Consider the following 20814-nt stretch of genomic DNA (forward strand, 5'->3'; position numbering starts at 1 on the left):
CTCCTTGGCCCGACCGCGCGGAGGAGCCGGGCTCAAATTTCAGTTGACGCTCATTGGATGCGCGACGGGAGGAAACGTTCCCGGAAAATCAGGACGGCATCATTCGAAACCCAGCCGTCCCATCACCGCCTGGGTCAGTCGCTCGCAGCGCCGTCCGGCGAACGGGAAGGCATCGAGCAGCACCGGACCGATTTCATTGTCCAGCGCCTTGCGCAGCAGGACACGGGCCCGGTGCAGCCTCGTCTTGATGGTCTCCGGCCGCACACCAAGCAAATCGGCGGTTTCCTCCATGCTCAGGCCCTCGATGACGCGGGCGACGAAGACCATGCGGTAGATGTCGGGCAGACTGTCGGTCGCCCGTTCGACAAGTGCGAGAATCTGCCGCTGCGCCATCGCCCGCTCCGGATCGTCGTTGGAATTGAGGGGAAACCGGATGATTTGCGCTTCCGGGTTGTCAGGCATCCCAACTGTGCGACGCTTCTTGCGCACGCGGCCAAGAGCTTCGTTGATGACGATGCGCGACAGCCATGTGGCAAGCGTGGATTCGCCGCGAAACGCCGCAAGGCTGGCGAAGGCGCTGACATAGGCCTCCTGGACGACATCCTCGGCTTCGGCATCGTTGCGCAGAATGCCGCGCGCGATGCGGTAGAGCCGCTGGTTGTGTATCTTCATGATGGCGCGAAAGGCATCCGGTTCGCGCGCCAGCGCCCGGTGGACGAGCAGCATGTCGCCGGAAAGGCTTTCGGCAATCATAGGCACCGTGGCGGGCGTTGCGAGCTTGCTCATCGCGACCGGATCTCCCTGAACAGACGCCTCTTCGAACAGGCGCCTCTTCGAACAGGCGCTTGACTGCACGTTGGATGCGCCTGCCGGCAAAAGGTTCCCAGATCGGTGGGATCCACGTCCGCTATTCTAGGCCGCTGCCAGACCCTTGTCTGCCGTCTGCACGCGGGCGGCCGCCGCCAGCAGGTCGGTCTGCGTGATCAGGCCGAGAATGCGCCGCTCGCCGTCGACGATGACCACGGCATGGCTGCGGCCGTCGGTCAGCACGGGAAGCAGGCTCATCGCCGGCGTCTCGGGCGAGGCGGTGCCGGCCTTTGCCATCACGTCCTTCACCGTTTCTACGGCTTTCGTCAGCTCGCGCAGGCCGACGGCGCCAACCAGCCGGGCATCCGCATCGACCACCGGCAACGTACGGATATTATGATCGAGCAGTTGCTGGCGTGCTTCGTCGGTGGTGGCTTGTTCGGGCACCGAAATCACGTCGCGCGACATGATGTCCTCGCACAGCAGCGTCCGGTGCGACCGCACCATGGCCTGCAATTCGACCTGTCGCAGCAGTCGTTCGAGGTCGTCGCGGTCGATATCGAAGGTCTCGTCGAGCGCCGTCAGCGCCGCGTCGATGTCCTCGGGCTGGAAACCGGCGCGCTGCTGAGCCGGCGGATCGGCGGTACCGTGGCTGTTTGCGGGCGGTGCGGCGACATGCGGGTAGTTGCGCCGCGCCAGCTTGTGGAAAAGGAAGCCCAGCGCCACCAGGATGGTCGAATTCAAGGCCACCGGCACGAACGGGAACAGGAAGCCCGCGCTGATGACGGCCGGCCCGCCGAGCACCGCCGTCAGCGCGGCGGCACCACCTGGCGGATGCAGGCAGCGCGTGAACGACATCGCGGCGATCGCCAAGGCCACCGCGAGACCCGAGGCCATCACCGGATCATGGATGAAATGCGCCACGGTCACGCCGACCAGCGCCGATATGGAATTGCCGCCGATGATCGACCAGGGCTGCGCCAGCGGGCTCGCCGGCACGGCGAACAGAAGCACGGCGGAGGCGCCCATCGGCGCCACCAGCAGGGCCACATGCGGGCCGCCGCCCATCGCCAGCCCGCTGATCACGCCGGTCAGGGCAATGCCGATCGTGGCGCCGATACACGCCAGGACGCGTTCACGCAGCGTCGCGCCGGCGAGGATGGGAACAAAAAGACGAAAGGCCATGGCAAGCTTTATGACGAAATGGATTTGGCGCGGACGCCCTGTCCAACGCAATGGAGCCGAACTCGCGGATTTGAAAGTCAAACAAATCCGCAAAGTCGCGGCGTGGGAGAATAATATTGCGCGAGACCGCTCGCCGGGATGCTGCGAGCGGCTCGCGCTTTGCCATCAGCGTCAGTGTGTTGTGGCCGTCTGCCAACTCTTCCGGGCGGCCAGACAGATCAGGCGGCGGCCGCTGCAAGCCCGCGCATGATGTCGGCTTTCAGGTCGTCGACATCCTCGAGGCCGATCTGCAAGCGGATCAACGGACCTTCATAAGGGCCTTTCGCAACGACGCGGTCGACAAGCCAGACCGGCACCGCCAGGCTCTCATAGCCGCCCCAGGAATAGCCGAGGCCGAAGATGCGCAATGCGTCGAGGAAAGCGTGCTGCTCCCGCTGGCCACCGCCGGCCAGCACGATCGAAAAGATGCCGCTCGAACCGCAAAAGTCCCGCTTCCACAGATCGTGGTCCGGATGGCTGGGAAGGGCAGGGTGGAGCACCCGCGCCACGCCCGGCTGGCTTTCGAGCCATGAGGCGATGGCAAGCGCGCTGCGCTGATGATGGTCGAGCCGCACGCCCATCGTGCGCAGGCCGCGCAGCACCTGATAGACATCGTCGGGTCCCGAACAGCAGCCAAGCGTGCAAAAACTCTCGTAGAGCTGCTTCCAGCAGGCCTCATTGGCCGAGACCGTGCCGAGGAGCACGTCCGAATGGCCGGCCGGATATTTCGTCGCCGCGTGGATCGAGATGTCGACGCCGTGGTCGAGCGGCCGGAAATAGAGTGGTGTCGCCCAGGTGTTGTCCATCATCACGATGGCGCCGGCCGCATGCGCCGCCTTGGCGATCGCCGGGATATCCTGCACCTCGAATGTGTTGGAGGCCGGCGATTCGGTGAACACCACTTTGGTGCTCGGCTTGATCAAGGCCGCGATGCCGGCGCCGATACGGGGCGCATAATACTCGACCTCGACGCCCAATCGCTTCAGCATCGTATCGGCGAAGTTTCTCGTGGGGTGATAAACGGAATCGACGATCAGCAGATGGTCGCCCGCCGATACGAAGGCGAGCAGCGGAATGGTCACCGCCGCCAGCCCCGATGGCACCACGATCGTGCCGGCGGACCCCTCCAGCGCATCGATCGCCTGTGCGAGGGCATCGGTCGTCGGTGTTCCGCGCGTGCCGTAGGTGTATTTCTGGTTGCGTGCGGCCATCGCGGCGGCATTGGGGAACAGCACGGTCGAGGCGTGCACCACCGGCGGATTGACGAAGCCGAAATAGTCGTGCGGGTTGTTGCCTGAATGGGCAAGCCGGGTGTTGATGCCCACCTTGCCGGAACCCTGCTCGCTGCCGTCTTTCGCCATTCTTGGTCGCCCTGTCTGATAAGGCGCTAGCCATAGTGCGGCGTCGTGGACCGTGCAACAGCCCACTGTCCGCCAGGAATGGACTTCGAATATGCCAATTCCCGGGTCCGGAAAACAGCTGGGGGTTGATCTGAATCGGACCGACCAGGGCGGCCGTACCTTGCCGGAAGCCCGGTCGCCGGCCGGTCGGCCTATTGTAGCCGGCTGTGAAAGATATATAATCAAGCCCTAATATTAATCGCCGGATTGCTTCGATCAGATGCTGCCGGATGGTTTTGCCGGCTACCTCTCCTGGTCCCCAATCCGGGTATCGCGCCCACCGAGCGCGGCAAAGGGAGGAATGCAATGCCTGACGTCAAATGGACGATGAAGGCGCGCGAATTCATCAACTGCAATTGCGCCTATGGCTGTCCGTGCCAGTTCAACGCCATGCCGACATACGGATTCTGCCAGGCGGTCGCCGGCATGGAGATCGAGACCGGCCATCACGGCGACACCAAGCTGGACGGGTTGCGGTTCGTCGGCATTTTCAGTTGGCCCGGCGCGATCCACCAGGGCAGGGGCGAGGCCGCGGTGGTTATCGACGAGAGGGCCAGCGAAGCCCAGCGTGAAGCTCTGCTTCGCATATTGGGCGGCCAGGACACCGAGCCGGGCGCAACGATATTCCAGGTTTTTTCGACCACGCTGGAGAAATTCCACGATCCGATCTTCGCCGCGATCGATTTCAAGGTTGACGTCGACGCGCGAACCGGCCGGCTGCATGTCAAGGGCGTCACTGACGGCCATGGCGAGCCGATCAAGAACCCGGTCACCGGTGCCGAGCACAGGGCGCGCATCGACCTGCCGCACGGCTTCGAATACGCGATCGCCGAGATCGGTCGTGGCTGGACCAAGGCGACCGGCCCGATCAAGTTCGAGGTGGCCGACACGCACAGCCATTTCGCCAATCTGCATCTCACGCAGAGCGGCGTCGTGCATTGACCTGATCCAATGGGCGACACGGCTCTCGAGGCTGTGCTGCGGCGCGACCGCGCGGTCGTGATGACCGCGCTCGTCGTGATTGCCATTCTCGCCTGGACCTACGTCCTTTGGCTCGCCGCCGACATGGCCATGCCTGGTGTCCCCGTCGCGGACGGCGCGGCAGGCGGCATGGCCGGGATGGACATGTCGAACACGGATATTGGTGGCATGGATATGGGCGCCGCCGTGGCGCCGGGTTTCAGGACCTGGGCATCGGCCGATTTCGTCTTCATCTTCACCATGTGGGCCGTGATGATGGTCGGCATGATGACGCCTTCGATCGCGCCGATGTTGCTGCTCTATGCAGGCGTCGGCCGCAAGGCACGGGTCGATGGCCAGCCTATCGCGTCGACGGCATGGTTTTTTGCCGGCTATCTCATCGTCTGGATCGTCTTCAGCATCGCGGCCACCGGCGCGCAATGGGTGCTCGCCCATTTCGCCTTGCTTGATCCGGCAATGGCTACCAACAGTGCGACCCTCGGTGGCCTCGTCCTGATCGCCGCCGGCCTCTATCAATGGACGCCGGTCAAGGGCGTCTGCCTGCGCCAATGCCAGGCGCCGATCGCATTCCTGGCCAGCCATGGCGGCTTCCGCACCACCCCGCCCGGCGCGCTTCGGCTCGGCATCGGCCACGGCGCCTATTGTCTCGGCTGCTGCTGGGCGCTGATGGCCTTGCTGTTTGTCGGCGGTGTCATGAACGTCCTGTGGATCGCCGGCATCGCCATCCTTGTTCTCTTGGAGAAGATGGTCCCGGCCGGGCAATTGATCCCGCGCATCTCCGGCGCATTGATGGTTGCGATCGGCGTCTGGCTCGTCTTTCCCGCGCTTTGACCTGCGTACCGGCTTTGTTCACGAGCAATATTGACCGGCAATCGCCGGCCGGGGGTATTCCGCGACGTCAATGCATTTCGTGCTGGAGGCAGTAACACTCAGGTATTGCCGGCAATGGATTTCACGGAACCGGCTCACATCCGCGGCAAATGAGCTTTGCCGATTCAATTCGCGCTTGTGACTAAATCGCGGGCGCGTTTGTCTGCAATTCAGGCATTTCGGACAATCGATTTTCAAACCCGTTGCAATTCGGTCATTTTCCTTGACCTCACGAGAATTATCGCCTTCGATGCTGTTCGTGAATGGGAGGCGGCGCGTCGATTTGCGACGCGGGGTTCCGGGAATGGGCCGGGATGGGAGCTGCGTTCACACGGGAGAAAAGATCAGGGTCACTGCCTGAAAAAACAGAAAAGGGTCTGTGGGTTATGAAACACATTGCTATCGGCATTCTCGGCGTCGCCACGCTCGGACTGATGGCGTCGGCCGCGTCGGCCGGCACGCTCGACACCGTCAAGGCGAAGGGCTTCATCCAGTGCGGCGTCTCGACCGGTCTGGCCGGCTTCTCGGCGCCGGACGACAAGGGCGACTGGCAAGGCATCGACGCCGATTTCTGCCGCGCGGTTGCCGCCGCCGTCTTCGGTGATGGCACCAAGGTCAAGTTCACGCCGCTCAGCGCCAAGGAGCGCTTCACCGCGCTGCAGTCCGGCGAGGTCGACATCCTGTCGCGCAACACCACCTGGACGATCAACCGCGACACCGCGCTTGGCCTGAATTTCATCGGCACGACCTACTATGACGGCCAGGGTTTCATGATCAACGCCAAGAAGCTGCCGGGCGTCAATTCGGCGCTGCAGCTTTCGGGCGCCGCCGTCTGCGTGCAGAGCGGCACGACCACCGAGCTCAACCTCGCCGACTACTTCAAGGCGAACAAGATGGAGTACAATCCGGTCGTCTTCGAGAAGCTGGAAGAGGTCAACGCCGCCTATGATGCCGGCCGCTGCGACGTCTACACCACCGACCAGTCGGGCCTTTACGGCATTCGCTTGACGCTCGGCTCGCCGGCCGATCACGTCGTGCTGCCCGAGATCATCTCGAAGGAGCCGCTCGGACCTGCCGTTCGCCAGGGCGACGACCAGTGGTACCACATCGTCAAGTGGACCTATTTCGCTCTGCTCGACGCCGAGGAGCTCGGCATCACCAAGGCCAATGTCGACGAGATGAAGAACTCCGCCAGCCCGGAGATCAAGCGCGTGCTCGGCCAGGAGGCCGACACCAAGATCGGCACCGATCTCGGCGTCTCCAACGACTGGGTCGTCAACATCGTCAAGGCCACCGGCAATTACGGCGAAATGTTCGACCGCAATGTCGGTTCGGGCAGCCCGCTGAAGATCGCCCGTGGCATCAACGCGCTGTGGACCAAGGGCGGCCTGCAATACGCTCCGCCGATCCGCTGATCGAAATGTGATCCGGAAGGCAGGCACCTGCCTTCCGGTTTCTCTTTCACAGGGGACGTGACATGGCATCGCAGGAAATCCTACGCGAGGAGCCGAGCCGCGGCTCCTTCGTCAATGATCCGAGAATACGCAGCCTCTTCTTCCAGACGCTGGTCGTCGTCTTGTTGTTCGGCTCCATCTGGTGGATCGTGCAGAACGTCATCGACAATCTGCAGCGCCTGCACATCGCCTCGGGCTTCGGCTTCCTCAAGGGGCGCGCCGGCTTCGACATATCTGACACGCCGATCGCCTATACGTCGGACTCGACCTATGGCCGCGCCATCGTCGTCGGCCTGATCAACACCATCATCGTTGCTGCCGCCGGCATCATCACCGCCACCATTATCGGCTTCATCATCGGCATCGGTCGCCTGTCGCAGAACTGGCTGATCCAGAAGATCTGCACGGTCTATGTCGAGATTTTCCGCAACATCCCGCCGCTGCTGGTCATCTTCTTCTGGTATTCCGGCGTGCTCGCCGTGCTGCCGGCGCCGCGCGACTCCTATCATCTGCCCTTCGGCTCCTTCCTCAACCAGCGCGGCTTCTATTTTCCGCGCCCGGTCTGGGGCGACGGCTCCTGGCTGATCCTGGTCGCCCTTGTCGTGGGCATCGCGATGTCGTGGTTCGTCGCCCGCAGGGCGCGTCAGCGGCAGATGGCGACAGGCCAGCAATTTCCCGTGTTCTGGACTTCCGCCGCGCTGATCGTCGGCCTGCCGCTGCTCGCTTACGTGCTGAGCGGCTTTCCGCTGACCTTTGATCTTCCAAAACAGTCGACCTTCAACCTGACCGGCGGCTTCCAGGTCAAACCGGAATTCCTGTCGCTCTATCTGGCGCTATCCTGCTACACGGCGGCCTTCATCGCCGAAATCGTGCGCGCCGGCATCAGGGGCGTCAGCAAGGGCCAGACCGAGGCGGCGGCAGCGCTTGGTCTGCGATCCGGGTCGATCCTGCGGCTGGTCGTGGTGCCGCAGGCCATGCGCATCGTCATTCCGCCGCTGACCAGCCAGTATCTCAACCTGACCAAGAACTCCTCGCTGGCGATCGCCATCGGTTATCCCGACCTGACGGCGACAGCCGGCACGGTTCTGAACCAGACCGGACAAGCGGTCGAAGGCGTGCTGATCATGATGATCGCCTATCTCATACTCAGCCTGGTGACCTCGGCCGTGATGAACGTGGTCAACTCCAGAATGGCGCTGGTGGAGAGGTAGAGCCATGCAGGAACACGACATGTCCTGGGTGCGGACCGAAATGGCGCTGGCGCAGCCCGCGCCGGCGAGCGTCAGCGGTCCCGTCGCCTGGGTGCGCAGGAACCTGATCGGTTCGGTCGGCGACACCATCCTCACCATCCTCGGCATCGTCATCGTCGCCTGGGTACTGCCGCAGGTCATCAACTGGGCGTTCATCAACGCACAGTGGACCGGGCCGGACCGCACGGTCTGCGCGACCGTCGCGCAAGGCGGTATTCAGCCCGACGGCTGGAGCGGCGCCTGCTGGGCTTTCGTCAACGCCAAGTTCGGCCAGTTCATGTTCGGCACCTATCCGGTCGAGGAGCGCTGGCGGCCGATCCTGGTCGCCATCCTGTTCGTGGCACTGCTGGTGCCGATGCTGATGCCACGTGTGCCGCGCAAGGGGTTGAACGCGATCCTGCTGTTCCTGGTGCTGCCGATCGTTTCCTTCTTCCTTCTGGTCGGCGGCATATTCGGCCTGCCGCATGTCGAAACCTCACGCTGGGGCGGGCTGCTGATCACGCTGAGCCTGTCCTTCGTCGGCATCGCCGTGTCGCTGCCGCTGGGCACCGTGCTGGCGCTCGGCCGGCGCTCGAAGATGCCGATCGTCAAGATGCTGTGCGTCATCTTCATCGAAGCCGTGCGCGGCATACCGCTGATCACGGTGCTGTTCTTCGTCAGCGTCATGCTGCCGCTGTTCCTGCCGGCCGGCGTCACCTTCGACAAATATCTGAGGGCGCTGATCGGTGTGTCGCTGTTTGCCGCCGCCTACATGGCCGAAGTCGTGCGCGGCGGCCTGCAGGCGATCCCCAAGGGCCAGTATGAAGGCGCCGATTCGCTCGGCCTCGGCTACTGGCAGAAGATGGGTTTGATCGTGTTGCCGCAAGCGCTGAAGCTGGTCATTCCCGGCATCGTCAACACCTTCATCGGCATGTTCAAGGACACCAGCCTGGTCCTCATCATCTCGATGTTCGACCTGCTCGGCATCGTCAAGCAGAACTTCTCCGATGCCAACTGGGCAACGGCGCAGACCGCGAAATCCGGTCTTGTGTTCGCGGCCTTCGTCTTCTGGCTGTTCTGCTTCGGCATGTCGCGCTATTCAATGTACACGGAACGCCGACTCGACACCGGCTACAAACGCTAAACAAAAGAACAAGGGGACCCAGCCATGGCCACCGAAAACGCCGTCAGCGCGGAAGAGATCAAGGTCAACGCCGCCAAGATGCAGATTTCCACCACCGATGTCGCCATCGACATCGTCGCCATGCACAAATGGTACGGCGAGTTCCATGTGCTGAAGGACATCAACCTGAAAGTGATGCGCGGCGAGCGCATCGTCATCTGCGGCCCGTCCGGCTCGGGCAAATCGACCATGATCCGCTGCATCAACCGGCTGGAGGAGCACCAGAAGGGCAAGATCATCGTCGACGGCAAGGAACTCACCAACGATCTCAAGAAGATCGACGAGGTGCGCCGCGAGGTCGGCATGGTGTTCCAGCACTTCAACCTGTTCCCGCATCTGACCATCCTGGAGAACTGCACACTGGCGCCGATCTGGGTGCGCAAGACGCCGAAGAAGCAGGCCGAGGAAATCGCCATGCATTTCCTCAAGCGTGTCAAGATTCCCGAGCAGGCCAACAAATATCCGGGCCAGCTTTCCGGCGGCCAGCAGCAGCGCGTGGCGATCGCACGCTCGCTGTGCATGAACCCGCGCATCATGCTGTTCGACGAGCCGACCTCGGCGCTCGACCCTGAAATGATCAAGGAAGTGCTGGAGACCATGGTGGGGCTGGCCGAAGAGGGCATGACCATGCTGTGCGTCACCCACGAGATGGGTTTTGCGCGGAAAGTCGCCAACCGGGTGATCTTCATGGACCAGGGCCAGATCGTCGAGCAGAACACGCCGGCCGAGTTCTTCGACCATCCGCGCCACGAACGCACGAAACTGTTCCTGTCGCAGATTCTGCACTGAGCGCTTCACTGGAATCAGGGAAGCCCGGCCGTGCCATGGCCGGGCTTTTTGCGTCTGGCCGATCGGATAATGATCTTCTCCATTGAGCCGCGACGAATCGCGAAGCCGCACCGATGAAAAAACTCCTGCGTTTGCTGGTCATGCTGGTTGCCGCAGTGGTGCTCGCTGTGTCGCTCGGCACGCTGGTGCCGCGGCCGCTCTGGCCCACGGCTGCCGCAGGCGAGGGCACGCGGCGCATATTGGTGCTGAAGAACCCAATCCACACCGACATCGCCATTCCGGTGGATGACGGGGTGCGCCGGCGCTTCCGTTTTCTTGCCGATGCCGGCCTGCCTTCGGACGCCCCCGAAGTGCGCTACCTCGTCTTCGGCTGGGGCGGGCGCGCCTTCTACCTGGAAACGCCGACATGGTCGCAAGTGAAGGCGCTGCCGGTATTCAAGGCGCTGACACTCGATGCTTCGGTGATGCATGTCGACGTCGCCGGCGATATCTCCGAGCCGCGCCCCGATGTCGCCGGCTTCGACGTGGGCGAGGACCGTTTTGCCGCGTTGCTCGACTTTGTCGAAGCGAGTTTTCAGCAGGGACCGAGCGGCCCGATCGTCATCGACAATGCCGCCTATTCCAATTTCGACCGTTTTTATGAGGCCAATGGCCGTTTCAACGCGCTGATCGGCTGCAACACCTGGGCTGCGGCCGCACTGCGCACTGCCGGCCTGCGCACCGGCTGGTGGAACCCGCTGCCGGCATCGCTTGGGTTGTCGATGCGGCTGTATAATTAGCTTTGCCGCAGCTCCTTTCAGCGACGGATGACCTGCTGCTGTTCCCAGCCGTAAAGCCAATCCAAATCCGCCGCGAGCTTCTCTCCTGGCCGCGTCGCCAGGACCAGATTGCGCGCCAATGCCACCGGTCCCCGGGCGTGCCAGGCGAGGCGGTTGAGCGCGCCGCGTTTCAGTACCTTTTCGATGCGCGGTCGTCGCAGCTTCTCCCAGATGGTGAGGCTTTGCGTCAGGTCGCCGGGGAAGTCGGCGACCAGGCTGGCGAGCATCGCGGCGTCCTCGATCGCCATCGCGGCACCTTGTGCCGCGAACGGCGTCATTGCGTGCGCGGCGTCGCCGATCAGCGCGATGCCGGCTGGCATTGTCCAAGGCTGTCTCTGTTCGACGGTATGCAGCGGCCAGGTCAGCCACGGGCCGGCTATTTCCACCAGCTTCACGAGTCCTGGCGCGGTGCCGCGCATGGCGGCGGCGAGTATGCCGGGATCGGCATGGCCGGACCAGCCCTCGGTAATGCGCTCGCCTTTGGTGAAGGCGACGAGGTTGAATGCGTCGCCCTTACTGACGGGATAGACGACCATGTGGAAACCCGTATGCAGGAAAGTCGTGACGCAATCGGCTGCACCGATCGCGGCGAAGGCCCGCCCGGCGCTGCTGTCTGCCGCGACGGTGGTGCGCCAGGCCAACTCTCCCGAAAAACGGCTTCTTGGCGATGCCATCCTTTGTGCATCGACAAGCTCGCGCACCGACGACCAGACGCCATCGGCGCCGACCAGCAAGGAGCCTTGTTCCTCCGCCGTATTGCCACCGATCTCGACGGTCGCCGTGACACCATGGCTGCCAGTCGCAATTCTTTGGACGCGCGCCCCGACGGTGAGATGGATATCAGGTATCTCGGCAACCCGTGCCATCAACGCGCTCTGCACATCGGCCCGGTGGGCGACGAGATAGGGCGCGCCCCAGCGGCTCTCGCCGGCTTCCCCTAGCGGCACGCGCGCCAGTTGGCGCAACGTCCTTGCGTCCTTCAATACCACGGCCTCCGGCCTTACCACCGCCGACAGCAGTCGGTCGAGCACGCCGAGTTGACGAAGGATGCGTGTCGCATTGGGAGAGAGCTGGATGCCCGCGCCGACCGCTTCAAGGCGCTGCGCCTGCTCGAACACCTGCACGGGATAACCGCGTTCGGCGAAGGCAACCGCCGCGGTCAGTCCGGCAATGCCAGCTCCGGCGATGACGACTTGCCGGGAGCGCGTGTCGTCCATCCGGTTTGCCGCGAAAGGCTTCAGGCGGCCTGGTCGATGTAGAGGCAGCCCGTGGGCAGGGTTTCCGTCGCCTTCAGCTTCGGCGAATAGCGGTAGAGGGTCGAGCAGTAGGGGCAGACTTTCTCATTGTCGTCGCCCATGTCGAGAAACACATGCGGATGATCGAAAGGCGGGTTGGCGCCCGTGCACATGAATTCCTTGACCCCGATGTCGATTGCCGGATGGCCCGCATCGTTCTGGAAATGGGGAATGGAACCGCCTGCCATCGTCGTCTCCTTAACGCAGTCTCTCTGCATCTGGATCATATCAAGCCTCTTTGCAAGTTCGATGAAATCAAACTGTCGCAAAAGCCTGTCAGAGAACTGTCGCAAAAGCCTGCCACAGGATAAGTTAAGCCGGTTAACCGGCCAGGGCGGGCGAAAGAGCGGGAATCATGAACGAATTGAAGCCGGTACAGAGCGAATTCAACAACGTCACGGCAGCGAGCCCGGAAGGCAATCCGGACCGTTTCGTCAACCGCGAGTTCTCCTGGCTGCAGTTCAATCGCCGCGTTCTCGAAGAATCGCTGAACACCCATCACCCGCTGCTGGAGCGCGTCCGCTTCCTGTCGATCTCGGCCGCCAATCTCGACGAGTTCTTCATGGTGCGCGTCGCCGGCCTTGCCGGCCAGGTGCGCGAGGGCATCGTGCTGAAGAGCCCGGACGGACGCACCCCCGAACAGCAGCTCGAACAATTGCTGCGTGAAGTCGAGCGGCTGCAGGAAGACCAGCAGAAGAGCCTTTCGGCACTCACGGTTCTGCTCAACAAGGAAGGCATCGAGAGCATCACCCGCGATGCGCTGACCAAGGACGAAAAGGTCTGGCTGGAAGAGCATTTCCAGGACCAGGTGTTTCCGGTGCTCACCCCGCTGTCGATCGACCCGGCGCATCCGTTCCCGTTCATTCCCAATCTCGGCTTCTCCATGGCGCTGCAGCTTCGCCACCGCAAGAATGGCGAGGAGATGAGCGCATTGCTGCGCCTGCCGGTGGCGCTGAAGCGCTTTATCCGCCTTCCGGACCGCAAGAACCATGTCCGCTTCATTCCGCTGGAGGAGGCGGTCGGCCTTTACATCGGCAAGCTGTTCCCCGGCTACGAGGTCAAGGGCTCCGGCACGTTCCGCATCATCCGCGACAGCGATATCGAGGTCGAAGAGGAGTCGGAAGACCTTGTGCGGCTGTTCGAAACGGCGCTGAAGCGTCGCCGCCGCGGTTCGGTTATCCGCATCGAGTTCGACATGCTGATGCCGGGGGAATTGCGCGATTTCGTCGCCGGCGAGCTTGGCGTCTCATCGAGCCGCATCAGCGTGCTCACCGGGCCGCTGGCGCTCAGCCAGATCTCCGAGATCGTCTCCGTTCCCCGCGACGACCTGAAGTTCACGCCCTACAATCCACGCTTTCCCGAACGTATCCGCGAGCATGGCGGCGACTGTTTTGCCGCCATCCGCGAGAAGGACATCGTCGTTCATCACCCCTACGAGTCGTTCGACGTGGTGGTGCAGTTCCTGCGCCAGGCAATGGCCGACCCCGAAGTTGTGGCGATCAAGCAGACGCTCTATCGCACCTCCAACGACAGCCCGATCGTGCGTGCGCTGGTCGACGCGGCCGAGGCTGGCAAGTCGGTGACGGCGCTGGTCGAGCTCAAGGCGCGTTTCGACGAGGAAGCCAACATCCGCTGGGCGCGCGATCTCGAACGTGCCGGCGTGCAGGTCGTGTTCGGGTTCCTCGAACTCAAGACCCATGCCAAGATGTCGCTGGTGGTACGGCGCGAGGACGGCAAGCTGCGCAACTACGTCCATCTCGGCACCGGCAATTACCATCCGGTGACGGCACGCATCTACACCGACCTGTCCTTCTTCACCACCGATCCGACGATTGCCCGCGACGTCGCCCAATTGTTCAATTTCATCACCGGCTATGCCGAGCCGACCGCCGAAATGCGGCTGGCGATCTCGCCCTTCACGCTGAGGAACCGCATCCTCCAGCACATTTCAGCCGAGATCACCCATGCGTTGGAGGGGCGGCCGGCGCGCATCTGGATGAAGATGAACGCGCTCGTCGACCCCATCATCATCGATGCGCTCTACGATGCCAGCCGCGCCGGTGTGGAAATCGACCTCGTCGTGCGCGGCATATGCTGTCTGCGGCCGCAGGTGCCGGGCCTGTCGGAGAACATCAGGGTCAAGTCGATCGTCGGCCGGTTCCTCGAGCACAGCCGTATCTATTGCTTCGGCAACGGCCATGGCCTTCCCTCGGACGAGGCGATTGTCTACATCTCCTCGGCCGACCTGATGCCGCGCAATCTCGACCGCCGCGTCGAGACCATGGTGCCGATCACCAATCCAACTGTGCATGAACAGATTCTGGGCCAGATCATGCTGGGCAACATCATGGACAATCAGCAAAGTTTCGACGTATTGGCTGATGGAACCTCCCGGCGCGTGGTGCTGGAGGAGGGCGAGGAACCGTTCAACGCGCAGGAATATTTCATGACCAATCCGAGCCTGTCGGGACGGGGTGACGCGCTGAAATCGCATGCGCCCAAGCGAATCGCGCAGTTCAAGCGCCGCAAGAAGAACGCCACCACCTGATGCTGTTCAATTCCCAGGGCCGGCTGCAGGACCGCCGACCGCTGTCCATCATCGACATCGGATCCAATTCGATCCGTCTTGTCGTCTATGAGGGGCTGGCGCGTTCGCCGACCGTGCTGTTCAACGAAAAGATGCTGGCCGGCCTCGGCCGCGGCATCGTCTCGACAGGGAAGCTCGACCCCGAAGGGGTGGCGCGTTCGATGGAGGAGTTTCGCCGTTTCCGCGCGCTCTCCGACCAGGCCGGTGCCGAACACATGTACGTGCTGGCAACCGCCGCCGCCCGTGAGGCGATCAACGGTCCCGATTTCATCCATCGCGCCGAGGAGGTGCTCAAGACCGAGATCCGCGTGCTCTCCGGCCGCCAGGAAGCGCATTATTCCGCGCTCGGCGTCATCTCAGGTTTTCATCCGGCCAACGGTATTGCCGGCGACCTTGGCGGCGGCAGCCTGGAACTGATCGACATCGATGGCGAGGCGATCGGCGACGGCATCACGCTGCCGCTCGGCGGCCTGCGCCTGCAGGACATGGCGAAGAACTCGCTCGTCCAGGCGCAGAAGATCGCACGCCAGGAACTGGCCCGGGCCAAGCTCTTGAAGGGCGGGCAGGGCAGGACTTTCTACGCCGTCGGCGGCACCTGGCGAAACCTCGCCAGGCTGCACATGGAGATGAACAACTACCCGCTCGGCGTCATGCACCACTACGAGATATCGGCCGACAGTGCCCAAACCTTCCTCAAGCAGGTGGCCAGGGGCGAGGTCGAAAAGGTGAGGGGTATCGAGGGCGTCTCCAAGAACCGCCGCTCGCTGCTGCCATACGGCGCGCTCGTGCTGCAGGAAATCATGACGGCGATGCAACCGTCCAGGATCGTCGTTTCGGCGCAGGGCGTGCGCGAAGGCTTTCTCTATTCACTGCTCGAGACGGCCGAGCAGAAGGCCGATCCGCTGATCTCGGCCGCCGAGGAGCTTGCGCTTTTGCGCTCGCGTTCGGTCCACCACGCGCATGATCTGGTCGAATGGACCGGCAAGGCCTTCAAGGCTTTCGGCATCGACGAGACGGAAGACGAAGCGCGCTATCGCCATGCCGCCTGCCTGCTTGCCGATATCGGCTGGCGCGCTCATCCGGAATATCGCGGCAAGCAGTCGCTCAACATCATCGCGCATGCGTCCTTCATCGGCGTCGATCATCCCGGCCGCGCCTACCTGGCGCTGACCAACGCCTACCGTCATGACGGCGTCTTCAATGAATTGGTGGCGCCCGAAATCAAGGCGCTGGCGCCGCCGCGCCTGTTGGAGCGCGCGCGCGTGCTGGCGGCGATGATGCGCGTCGTCTACCTGCTGACGGCCGCGATGCCCGGCATCATGCCCAGGCTGAAATGGGAAAGCCGCGCCAACGGCGTGCTGGCGCTGGTGCTGCCGGCTTCGCTATCCGATCTCTACGGCGAGCGGCCGGCCGGCCGGCTGGCGCAACTGGCGCGCGTCACCAATCGCCGTTTGGTGCTGGCGGTCGAGGGTGGCCAGAGCGTGTCGGTTAAATAGTCAAGTCGCGTCGGCGCCTATGCCGAAGCCTCGCCCGTCGGCCGACCATGCGCCGGCGCCAGCCATGGCAAGCGCCAGGAAACCGCCCGATATCGCGATATCCTTCATCAGCATCTGCTGGTGCAGGAAAGCGAGCGTCGCATCGCCGGCGCCTTGGCCATGGTGGCCGATATAGCCGGCCGCAATGCAGAAGGCGGCCAGCAGCAGTGCAACGATCCGCGTCTGGAACCCAACGAGGATCAGCAGCCCCGCTATCAGCTCAAAAAGGCCGGTGCCCCAGGCGGCGAGCGCCGGCAGCGGCAGGCCAAGACCGGAGAAATAGCTGGTGGTCCCAGCAATATTGGCGAGCGCCTGGAAGCCGGACGGCACGAACAGCACGGCAAACAGCAGCCGCGAAACCATAAGCAATGCATTGCGACCCATGGCACCCTCCCTTGCCGGCACGGTCACCGGCGACCATTGCAGTCTACGCCTGTGATCACACAACGAAAAAGCGGCGCGGAAAATTCCGCGCCGCTTGTTTCGGGTCCTTGGGAGGGGAAGGCGTCAGCCGCGCTTGGCGTCGATCGAATAGGCGCCGGCACCCGAGGAGGCCAGCAGCAGGAAGCCGCCGGTGATGGCGAGGTTCTTGAGGAACTGGATCATCTGCATCTGGTCGGCCCAGCCGGTGTGGGCGACCAGCCCGGTTGCGATCGTGAAGATCGCGAGCACCCAGGCGGCGATTCTGGTCTGGAAACCGACGAGGACGGCAAGGCCGCCAAGCAGCTCGATCAGGCCGACGATGACGGCCGTCGCCGTCGGTGCCGGCAGGCCGAGGCCGCCGAAATAGGCGGCGGTGCCGGAAATGGCTGACAGCTTGCCGAATCCGGAAAGCAGGAAAATGACTGCGAGCAGGATACGGCCGAGAAGGATGGTGACAGAACTGTTGGACGCGGTGCCGGCGCCGGCGGCGGAAGTGTTGATGGACATGGTGGCTCTCCGAATGGGTTGAATGACCACTCACATAGACGATGCCGACTGTTCACCAAAGTCGGCTATGCGGCGACACATTGTTCACAGGAAGGATGTTTTCGGGATTGGCGGCCGCGCGCGAAAATCGTGTCGCGGGATTGGGTTGGAGAAGTAAATTGTGCTGCCGCAAAACGGGATCCTCGGTTCCGAAGTTTGCGAGCACTTGCTTCGGAGATTAGCCGAGACGCTCGTGACGTCGTCATCCACGGGCGAAGCAAGGAGCGAAGCGACGCGCGCAGACCCGAGGATCCATGCCGCGACCTCAAAACGGTCGCAAGCGGTGGAGGATCTACACCGTTGTGCCCTTCGACTGAAGTAGCGGCATGGATTCCAGGGTCTTCGCGACGGAGCTTCGCTCCTGCATCGCCCTGGAATGACGACCTCTTGGGCCTGTCCGCAGGGACCTACCCCGGATGGGTCATGTCCTCCGGCCGCACCAGACGGTCATAGTCGGCCTCGCTGACCAGTCCGGTTGCCAGCGCTTCCTCGCGCAGCGTCGTGCCTTTCTTGTGCGCGGTCTTGGCGATCTTGGCCGCGTTGTCGTAGCCGATGGTGGGCGCAAGCGCAGTCACCAGCATCAGCGAACGGTCGAGGGCCGCCTTGATGTTGTCCTCTCGCGCCTCGATGCCGACGACGCAATTGTCGGTGAAGGAGACCGAAGCGTCGGCCAGCAGCTGCACCGACTGGAGGAAGTTGTAGGCCATCAGCGGATTGTAGACGTTGAGCTCGAAATGGCCCTGGCTGCCGGCGAATGTCAGCGCCGCATTGTTGCCGAACACCTGCACGCAGACCTGCGTCAGCGCTTCGCACTGGGTCGGGTTGACCTTGCCCGGCATGATCGAGGAGCCGGGCTCGTTTTCCGGCAGCGACAATTCACCGAGGCCCGAGCGCGGGCCGGAGCCAAGGAAACGGATGTCGTTGGCGATCTTGAACAGTGCCGCGGCCGCCGCATTGATGGCGCCGTGCGAGAAAACCATGGAATCGTGGGCGGCGAGCGCTTCGAACTTGTTCGGCGCGGTGACGAAGGTGATTCCCGATATGGCGGCGATACGATCGGCCACCCGCTCGGCGAAACCGACCGGCGCGTTGAGGCCTGTACCCACGGCGGTGCCGCCTTGCGCCAGTTCCTGCAGGCCGGGCAGCGTCAATTCGATGCGCTTGATCGACGAGGCGACCTGCGCCGCGTAGCCGGAGAATTCCTGGCCGAGGGTAAGGGGGGTGGCATCCTGCGTGTGGGTGCGGCCGATCTTGATGATGTGATTGAAGTCCCGGCTCTTGGCGGCGAGCGCCTTGTGCAGGTGCTTCAGCGCCGGCAAGAGGTCGTGCACGATGCGCTCGGCGCAGGCAATGTGCATGGCCGTCGGGTAGGTGTCGTTCGACGACTGGCTCATATTGACGTGGTCGTTCGGGTGCACCGGCTTCTTCGAGCCCATGACGCCGCCCAGCATTTCGATCGCGCGGTTCGAGATCACCTCGTTGGCGTTCATGTTGGACTGCGTGCCCGAGCCGGTCTGCCAGACCACCAGCGGGAAATGATCGTTGAGCTTGCCGTCGATGACCTCTTGCGCGGCCTCGATGATCGCCTTGCCGATGGCCGGATCGAGCCGCTTGAGTTCCATATTGGCTTCCGCCGCCGCCCGCTTGACGATACCCAGCGCGCGCACGATCGAAGCCGGCTGCTTTTCCCAACCGATCTTGAAGTTTCCCAGGGAACGCTGGGCCTGCGCGCCCCAATACCGGTCGGCGGCAACCTCGATGGGGCCGAACGTATCGGTTTCAGTTCTGGTCTTTTCAGCGCTCACGGGAAATCTCCGGTCTGTCGATTTGCGCAAGGGCGTATCGCGTTGCACAAATGGCTTCAAGCGGAGAATGACGCGGGTGCGGATGCAAATCGGTTGAAGGAAAGGTCAATCTCCCCCCTCGAGGGGGGAGATGCCCGGCAGGGCAGAGGGGGGCGCGAAGGATCGCGGCGTCTGGAAGATGAGATAACGGACACGGCGGCCCGGGATTGCGCATCGACAATCCGTTCCGCGACCTTCGAACAGGAGCGGAAGGCTGGCGGGACAGCGCCCCCCTCTGGCCTGCCGGCCATCTCCCCACAAGGGGGGAGATGGCCTGTCCTCACCCTGCCGTATAGCCGCCGTCGATGGCAAAGATCGCGCCGCTGGTCCAGGCGGCCTCGTCGCTGGCAAGATAGACCGCCATCCCGGCGAGGTCGTCAGGGCGGCCGATGCGGCCCAGCGGATAGCTGCGCTCGACATAGGCTTTCAGCTCCGCCTTTGCCTCGACCGGCAGGTTGTCGACGGTCTTGCGCCGCATGGCCGTGTCGACCGTGCCGGGCGCGATGGCGTTGACGCGGATGCCGCGCGGGCCAAGTTCGAAGGCGAGCGATTTGGTCAGCGAATTCAGCGCGCCCTTGGACAGGGAGTAGAGGCTGGACGGACGCTTCGGGATCATCTTGTCGGCGAAGTAGGACGAGATGTTGATGACGGATGCGCCGGTGCCGAAATGCTGCAGCAGCCCCTGTGTGAGGAAGAAGGCCGCCGACACATTGAGCGCGAAGGAGTGCTGGAACTGCGCCTCGCTGACGGTCTCGAATGGCACGAGATAGGCAACACCGGCATTGTTGACGAGAACGTCGAGCGGCCGGCCGGAAGCTTTCGCGTGCTCGACCGCCGCTGCTATGCCGGGGCTGGTGGCGAGATCGGCCGACAATGTCTCAACGGTGCCGACCGGGCCGGAAGCCGTCAGCTTCTGGCGAGCGGCTTCGAGCTTGCCCGCGTCGCGGCCGACGATCAGCACATCGGCGCCCTCGCGCAGGAATGCCTCGGCGATCGCCAGGCCGATGCCGTCCGATCCACCGGTGATCAACGCCCGCTTGCCGTGAAGCCTCATCGCTCACCTCACCATGTGCTTGGCATCAAACAGAGGGATCGCACCGCATGTGCGCGACGGGGTCAAGCCATCAGGCTATCCCAGGGTATGAACTTCGGCAGCCGACTGCTCACGCGCGGGCGGTCGAGCGATCCCGAGTGGCCAGCCGCGCGGCGACATAGTTCTTAACCTGCCGGATCGCCTGTTCGCGCGAGACGCTGCCTGGCTGCAGGCCGAGGCGAAGCCAAAGTCCGTCGATCAAGGCCGTGACGCCAAGCGCGATGTCGTCGGCCTCGCTGGGTGAGGCGAGGCCGCGCAGGCCGGACAACAGGTTCGATCGCATGCGCCCGTGGATCACCTTCTGGATGCGCGCCAGCTTTTCATCGCGCGGCACCTCGGCGCAGAGCGAAAGCCAGGCATGGCAAAGAGGCGGCAGGAAGAGATGCTCCTCGAAATTGCCCTCGATCACCGCATCCAGGCGTTCCATCGACGTCCGTGCCTGGCGAAGCCTTGCGACCACCGCGTCGCCCAGGACCGCGTTGGCCTCGCGCATGGCGTGCTCGAACAGTTCCTGCTTGTTGCGGAAGTAGTGCAGCACGATGCCTTTGGAGGCACCGGCCTGGGCGGCGACCTTTTCCAGCGTGGCCCCAGCAATGCCTTCGCGCTCCAGAACCGCGAAGGCCGCCTGCCGCAATTCCTTGCGGCGTATGTCGCCGAGGCGCTTCAGTTTCACGGGATCGTTCCATGCATCACGAATCCACGTTGACATTTTCGTCCCGCGAGATCAATCATTGAC

General features: G+C 63.4%; 19 protein-coding genes. 9 read left to right on the forward strand and 10 right to left on the reverse strand.

From position 1 onward, the window contains the following. Window positions 1–99 precede the first annotated feature (99 nt). The 3 genes from EN861_RS13010 to EN861_RS13020 form a co-directional block, all read right to left on the reverse strand. Window positions 100–786: an RNA polymerase sigma factor gene (locus tag EN861_RS13010; RefSeq protein WP_189343624.1), complete on the reverse strand. Its 687-nt coding sequence runs from the start codon at window positions 784–786 to the stop codon at window positions 100–102. A 126-nt stretch (window positions 787–912) separates the two neighbouring features. Further along, window positions 913–1992, reverse strand: a complete 1080-nt coding sequence (locus EN861_RS13015) for an HPP family protein (RefSeq protein ID WP_135863836.1) — start codon at window positions 1990–1992, stop codon at window positions 913–915. A 218-nt stretch (window positions 1993–2210) separates the two neighbouring features. After that, the gene (locus EN861_RS13020; RefSeq protein WP_135863838.1) at window positions 2211–3392 is read right to left on the reverse strand and encodes a cystathionine beta-lyase; all 1182 of its coding nucleotides are present in this window, start codon (window positions 3390–3392) and stop codon (window positions 2211–2213) included. Window positions 3393–3737: 345 nt separating this feature from the next. Here EN861_RS13020 and EN861_RS13025 point away from each other — a divergent pair, with 345 nt between their 5' ends. The 7 genes from EN861_RS13025 (at window position 3738) to EN861_RS13055 (ending at window position 10716) form a co-directional block, all read left to right on the forward strand. After that, window positions 3738–4373, forward strand: coding sequence for a DUF1326 domain-containing protein (locus EN861_RS13025; RefSeq protein ID WP_127871479.1), 636 nt, complete (start codon window positions 3738–3740; stop codon window positions 4371–4373). A 9-nt stretch (window positions 4374–4382) separates the two neighbouring features. Beyond that, the gene (locus tag EN861_RS13030) at window positions 4383–5243 is read left to right on the forward strand and encodes a DUF2182 domain-containing protein (protein ID WP_127281049.1); all 861 of its coding nucleotides are present in this window, start codon (window positions 4383–4385) and stop codon (window positions 5241–5243) included. Window positions 5244–5668: 425 nt separating this feature from the next. After that, window positions 5669–6697: an amino acid ABC transporter substrate-binding protein gene (locus EN861_RS13035; protein WP_127871480.1), complete on the forward strand. Its 1029-nt coding sequence runs from the start codon at window positions 5669–5671 to the stop codon at window positions 6695–6697. A gap of 62 nt (window positions 6698–6759) precedes the next feature. Continuing rightward, entirely contained in the window at window positions 6760–7947 is a 1188-nt protein-coding gene (locus EN861_RS13040; protein WP_135863840.1) for an amino acid ABC transporter permease, read from the forward strand. 4 nt (window positions 7948–7951) lie between these two features. Then, complete coding sequence (locus EN861_RS13045; RefSeq protein ID WP_127277336.1) at window positions 7952–9109, forward strand: amino acid ABC transporter permease; 1158 nt, start codon at window positions 7952–7954, stop codon at window positions 9107–9109. 24 nt (window positions 9110–9133) lie between these two features. After that, the gene (locus EN861_RS13050; RefSeq protein WP_127277334.1) at window positions 9134–9937 is read left to right on the forward strand and encodes an amino acid ABC transporter ATP-binding protein; all 804 of its coding nucleotides are present in this window, start codon (window positions 9134–9136) and stop codon (window positions 9935–9937) included. Window positions 9938–10050: 113 nt separating this feature from the next. After that, window positions 10051–10716 (forward strand): TIGR02117 family protein, encoded by a 666-nt coding sequence (locus EN861_RS13055; RefSeq protein WP_135863842.1) that lies wholly within the window; start codon window positions 10051–10053, stop codon window positions 10714–10716. Window positions 10717–10733: 17 nt separating this feature from the next. Here EN861_RS13055 and EN861_RS13060 read toward each other — a convergent pair whose 3' ends face one another. Together EN861_RS13060 and EN861_RS13065 are read right to left on the reverse strand one after the other, a co-directional pair. Beyond that, on the reverse strand, window positions 10734–11972 hold the full coding sequence (locus EN861_RS13060; protein WP_135863844.1) for an FAD-dependent monooxygenase: 1239 nt from the start codon (window positions 11970–11972) through the stop codon (window positions 10734–10736). A gap of 20 nt (window positions 11973–11992) precedes the next feature. After that, window positions 11993–12238 (reverse strand): zinc-finger domain-containing protein, encoded by a 246-nt coding sequence (locus tag EN861_RS13065; protein WP_127871484.1) that lies wholly within the window; start codon window positions 12236–12238, stop codon window positions 11993–11995. A 167-nt stretch (window positions 12239–12405) separates the two neighbouring features. Between EN861_RS13065 and EN861_RS13070 the strand changes: the two genes are divergently transcribed. Continuing rightward, entirely contained in the window at window positions 12406–14598 is a 2193-nt protein-coding gene (locus EN861_RS13070) for an RNA degradosome polyphosphate kinase (protein WP_127277326.1), read from the forward strand. Then, complete coding sequence (gene ppx / locus EN861_RS13075; RefSeq protein ID WP_135863846.1) at window positions 14598–16133, forward strand: exopolyphosphatase; 1536 nt, start codon at window positions 14598–14600, stop codon at window positions 16131–16133. The genes EN861_RS13070 and ppx overlap by 1 nt, the downstream gene beginning before the upstream one ends. Here the strand turns inward: ppx and EN861_RS13080 are convergent, their stop codons facing one another. The 5 genes from EN861_RS13080 to betI form a co-directional block, all read right to left on the reverse strand. Continuing rightward, on the reverse strand, window positions 16134–16556 hold the full coding sequence (locus tag EN861_RS13080; protein ID WP_135863849.1) for a DoxX family protein: 423 nt from the start codon (window positions 16554–16556) through the stop codon (window positions 16134–16136). Between the two features lie 123 nt (window positions 16557–16679). Next, window positions 16680–17102 carry a DoxX family protein gene (locus tag EN861_RS13085; RefSeq protein ID WP_135863851.1) on the reverse strand — a complete coding sequence of 141 codons (423 nt, stop codon included), beginning with the start codon at window positions 17100–17102 and terminating at the stop codon, window positions 16680–16682. 446 nt (window positions 17103–17548) lie between these two features. Beyond that, a complete protein-coding gene (gene fumC / locus EN861_RS13090; RefSeq protein WP_135863853.1) occupies window positions 17549–18946 on the reverse strand; it encodes a class II fumarate hydratase in 1398 nt (465 codons plus the stop codon). Window positions 18947–19265: 319 nt separating this feature from the next. Further along, window positions 19266–20039 (reverse strand): SDR family oxidoreductase, encoded by a 774-nt coding sequence (locus tag EN861_RS13095; RefSeq protein WP_127871490.1) that lies wholly within the window; start codon window positions 20037–20039, stop codon window positions 19266–19268. A gap of 109 nt (window positions 20040–20148) precedes the next feature. Then, the gene (gene betI, locus EN861_RS13100) at window positions 20149–20787 is read right to left on the reverse strand and encodes a transcriptional regulator BetI (RefSeq protein ID WP_135863855.1); all 639 of its coding nucleotides are present in this window, start codon (window positions 20785–20787) and stop codon (window positions 20149–20151) included. Window positions 20788–20814: the final 27 nt, after the last annotated feature.

The sequence above is a fragment of the Mesorhizobium sp. M8A.F.Ca.ET.218.01.1.1 genome, assembly GCF_004791165.1.
In the GTDB taxonomy this organism is placed as follows: domain Bacteria; phylum Pseudomonadota; class Alphaproteobacteria; order Rhizobiales; family Rhizobiaceae; genus Mesorhizobium.

Excerpts from the sequence above, each read along its gene's own strand:
- EN861_RS13010 (WP_189343624.1), bottom strand. The coding sequence starts at position 786 with ATGAGCAAGCTCGCAACGCCCGCCACGGTGCCTATGATTGCCGAAAGC.
- EN861_RS13015 (WP_135863836.1), bottom strand. The coding sequence starts at position 1,992 with ATGGCCTTTCGTCTTTTTGTTCCCATCCTCGCCGGCGCGACGCTGCGT.
- EN861_RS13020 (WP_135863838.1), bottom strand. The coding sequence starts at position 3,392 with ATGGCGAAAGACGGCAGCGAGCAGGGTTCCGGCAAGGTGGGCATCAAC.
- EN861_RS13025 (WP_127871479.1), top strand. The coding sequence starts at position 3,738 with ATGCCTGACGTCAAATGGACGATGAAGGCGCGCGAATTCATCAACTGC.
- EN861_RS13030 (WP_127281049.1), top strand. The coding sequence starts at position 4,383 with ATGGGCGACACGGCTCTCGAGGCTGTGCTGCGGCGCGACCGCGCGGTC.
- EN861_RS13035 (WP_127871480.1), top strand. The coding sequence starts at position 5,669 with ATGAAACACATTGCTATCGGCATTCTCGGCGTCGCCACGCTCGGACTG.
- EN861_RS13040 (WP_135863840.1), top strand. The coding sequence starts at position 6,760 with ATGGCATCGCAGGAAATCCTACGCGAGGAGCCGAGCCGCGGCTCCTTC.
- EN861_RS13045 (WP_127277336.1), top strand. The coding sequence starts at position 7,952 with ATGCAGGAACACGACATGTCCTGGGTGCGGACCGAAATGGCGCTGGCG.
- EN861_RS13050 (WP_127277334.1), top strand. The coding sequence starts at position 9,134 with ATGGCCACCGAAAACGCCGTCAGCGCGGAAGAGATCAAGGTCAACGCC.
- EN861_RS13055 (WP_135863842.1), top strand. The coding sequence starts at position 10,051 with ATGAAAAAACTCCTGCGTTTGCTGGTCATGCTGGTTGCCGCAGTGGTG.
- EN861_RS13060 (WP_135863844.1), bottom strand. The coding sequence starts at position 11,972 with ATGGACGACACGCGCTCCCGGCAAGTCGTCATCGCCGGAGCTGGCATT.
- EN861_RS13065 (WP_127871484.1), bottom strand. The coding sequence starts at position 12,238 with ATGGCAGGCGGTTCCATTCCCCATTTCCAGAACGATGCGGGCCATCCG.
- EN861_RS13070 (WP_127277326.1), top strand. The coding sequence starts at position 12,406 with ATGAACGAATTGAAGCCGGTACAGAGCGAATTCAACAACGTCACGGCA.
- ppx (WP_135863846.1), top strand. The coding sequence starts at position 14,598 with ATGCTGTTCAATTCCCAGGGCCGGCTGCAGGACCGCCGACCGCTGTCC.
- EN861_RS13080 (WP_135863849.1), bottom strand. The coding sequence starts at position 16,556 with ATGGGTCGCAATGCATTGCTTATGGTTTCGCGGCTGCTGTTTGCCGTG.
- EN861_RS13085 (WP_135863851.1), bottom strand. The coding sequence starts at position 17,102 with ATGTCCATCAACACTTCCGCCGCCGGCGCCGGCACCGCGTCCAACAGT.
- EN861_RS13095 (WP_127871490.1), bottom strand. The coding sequence starts at position 20,039 with ATGAGGCTTCACGGCAAGCGGGCGTTGATCACCGGTGGATCGGACGGC.
- betI (WP_135863855.1), bottom strand. The coding sequence starts at position 20,787 with ATGTCAACGTGGATTCGTGATGCATGGAACGATCCCGTGAAACTGAAG.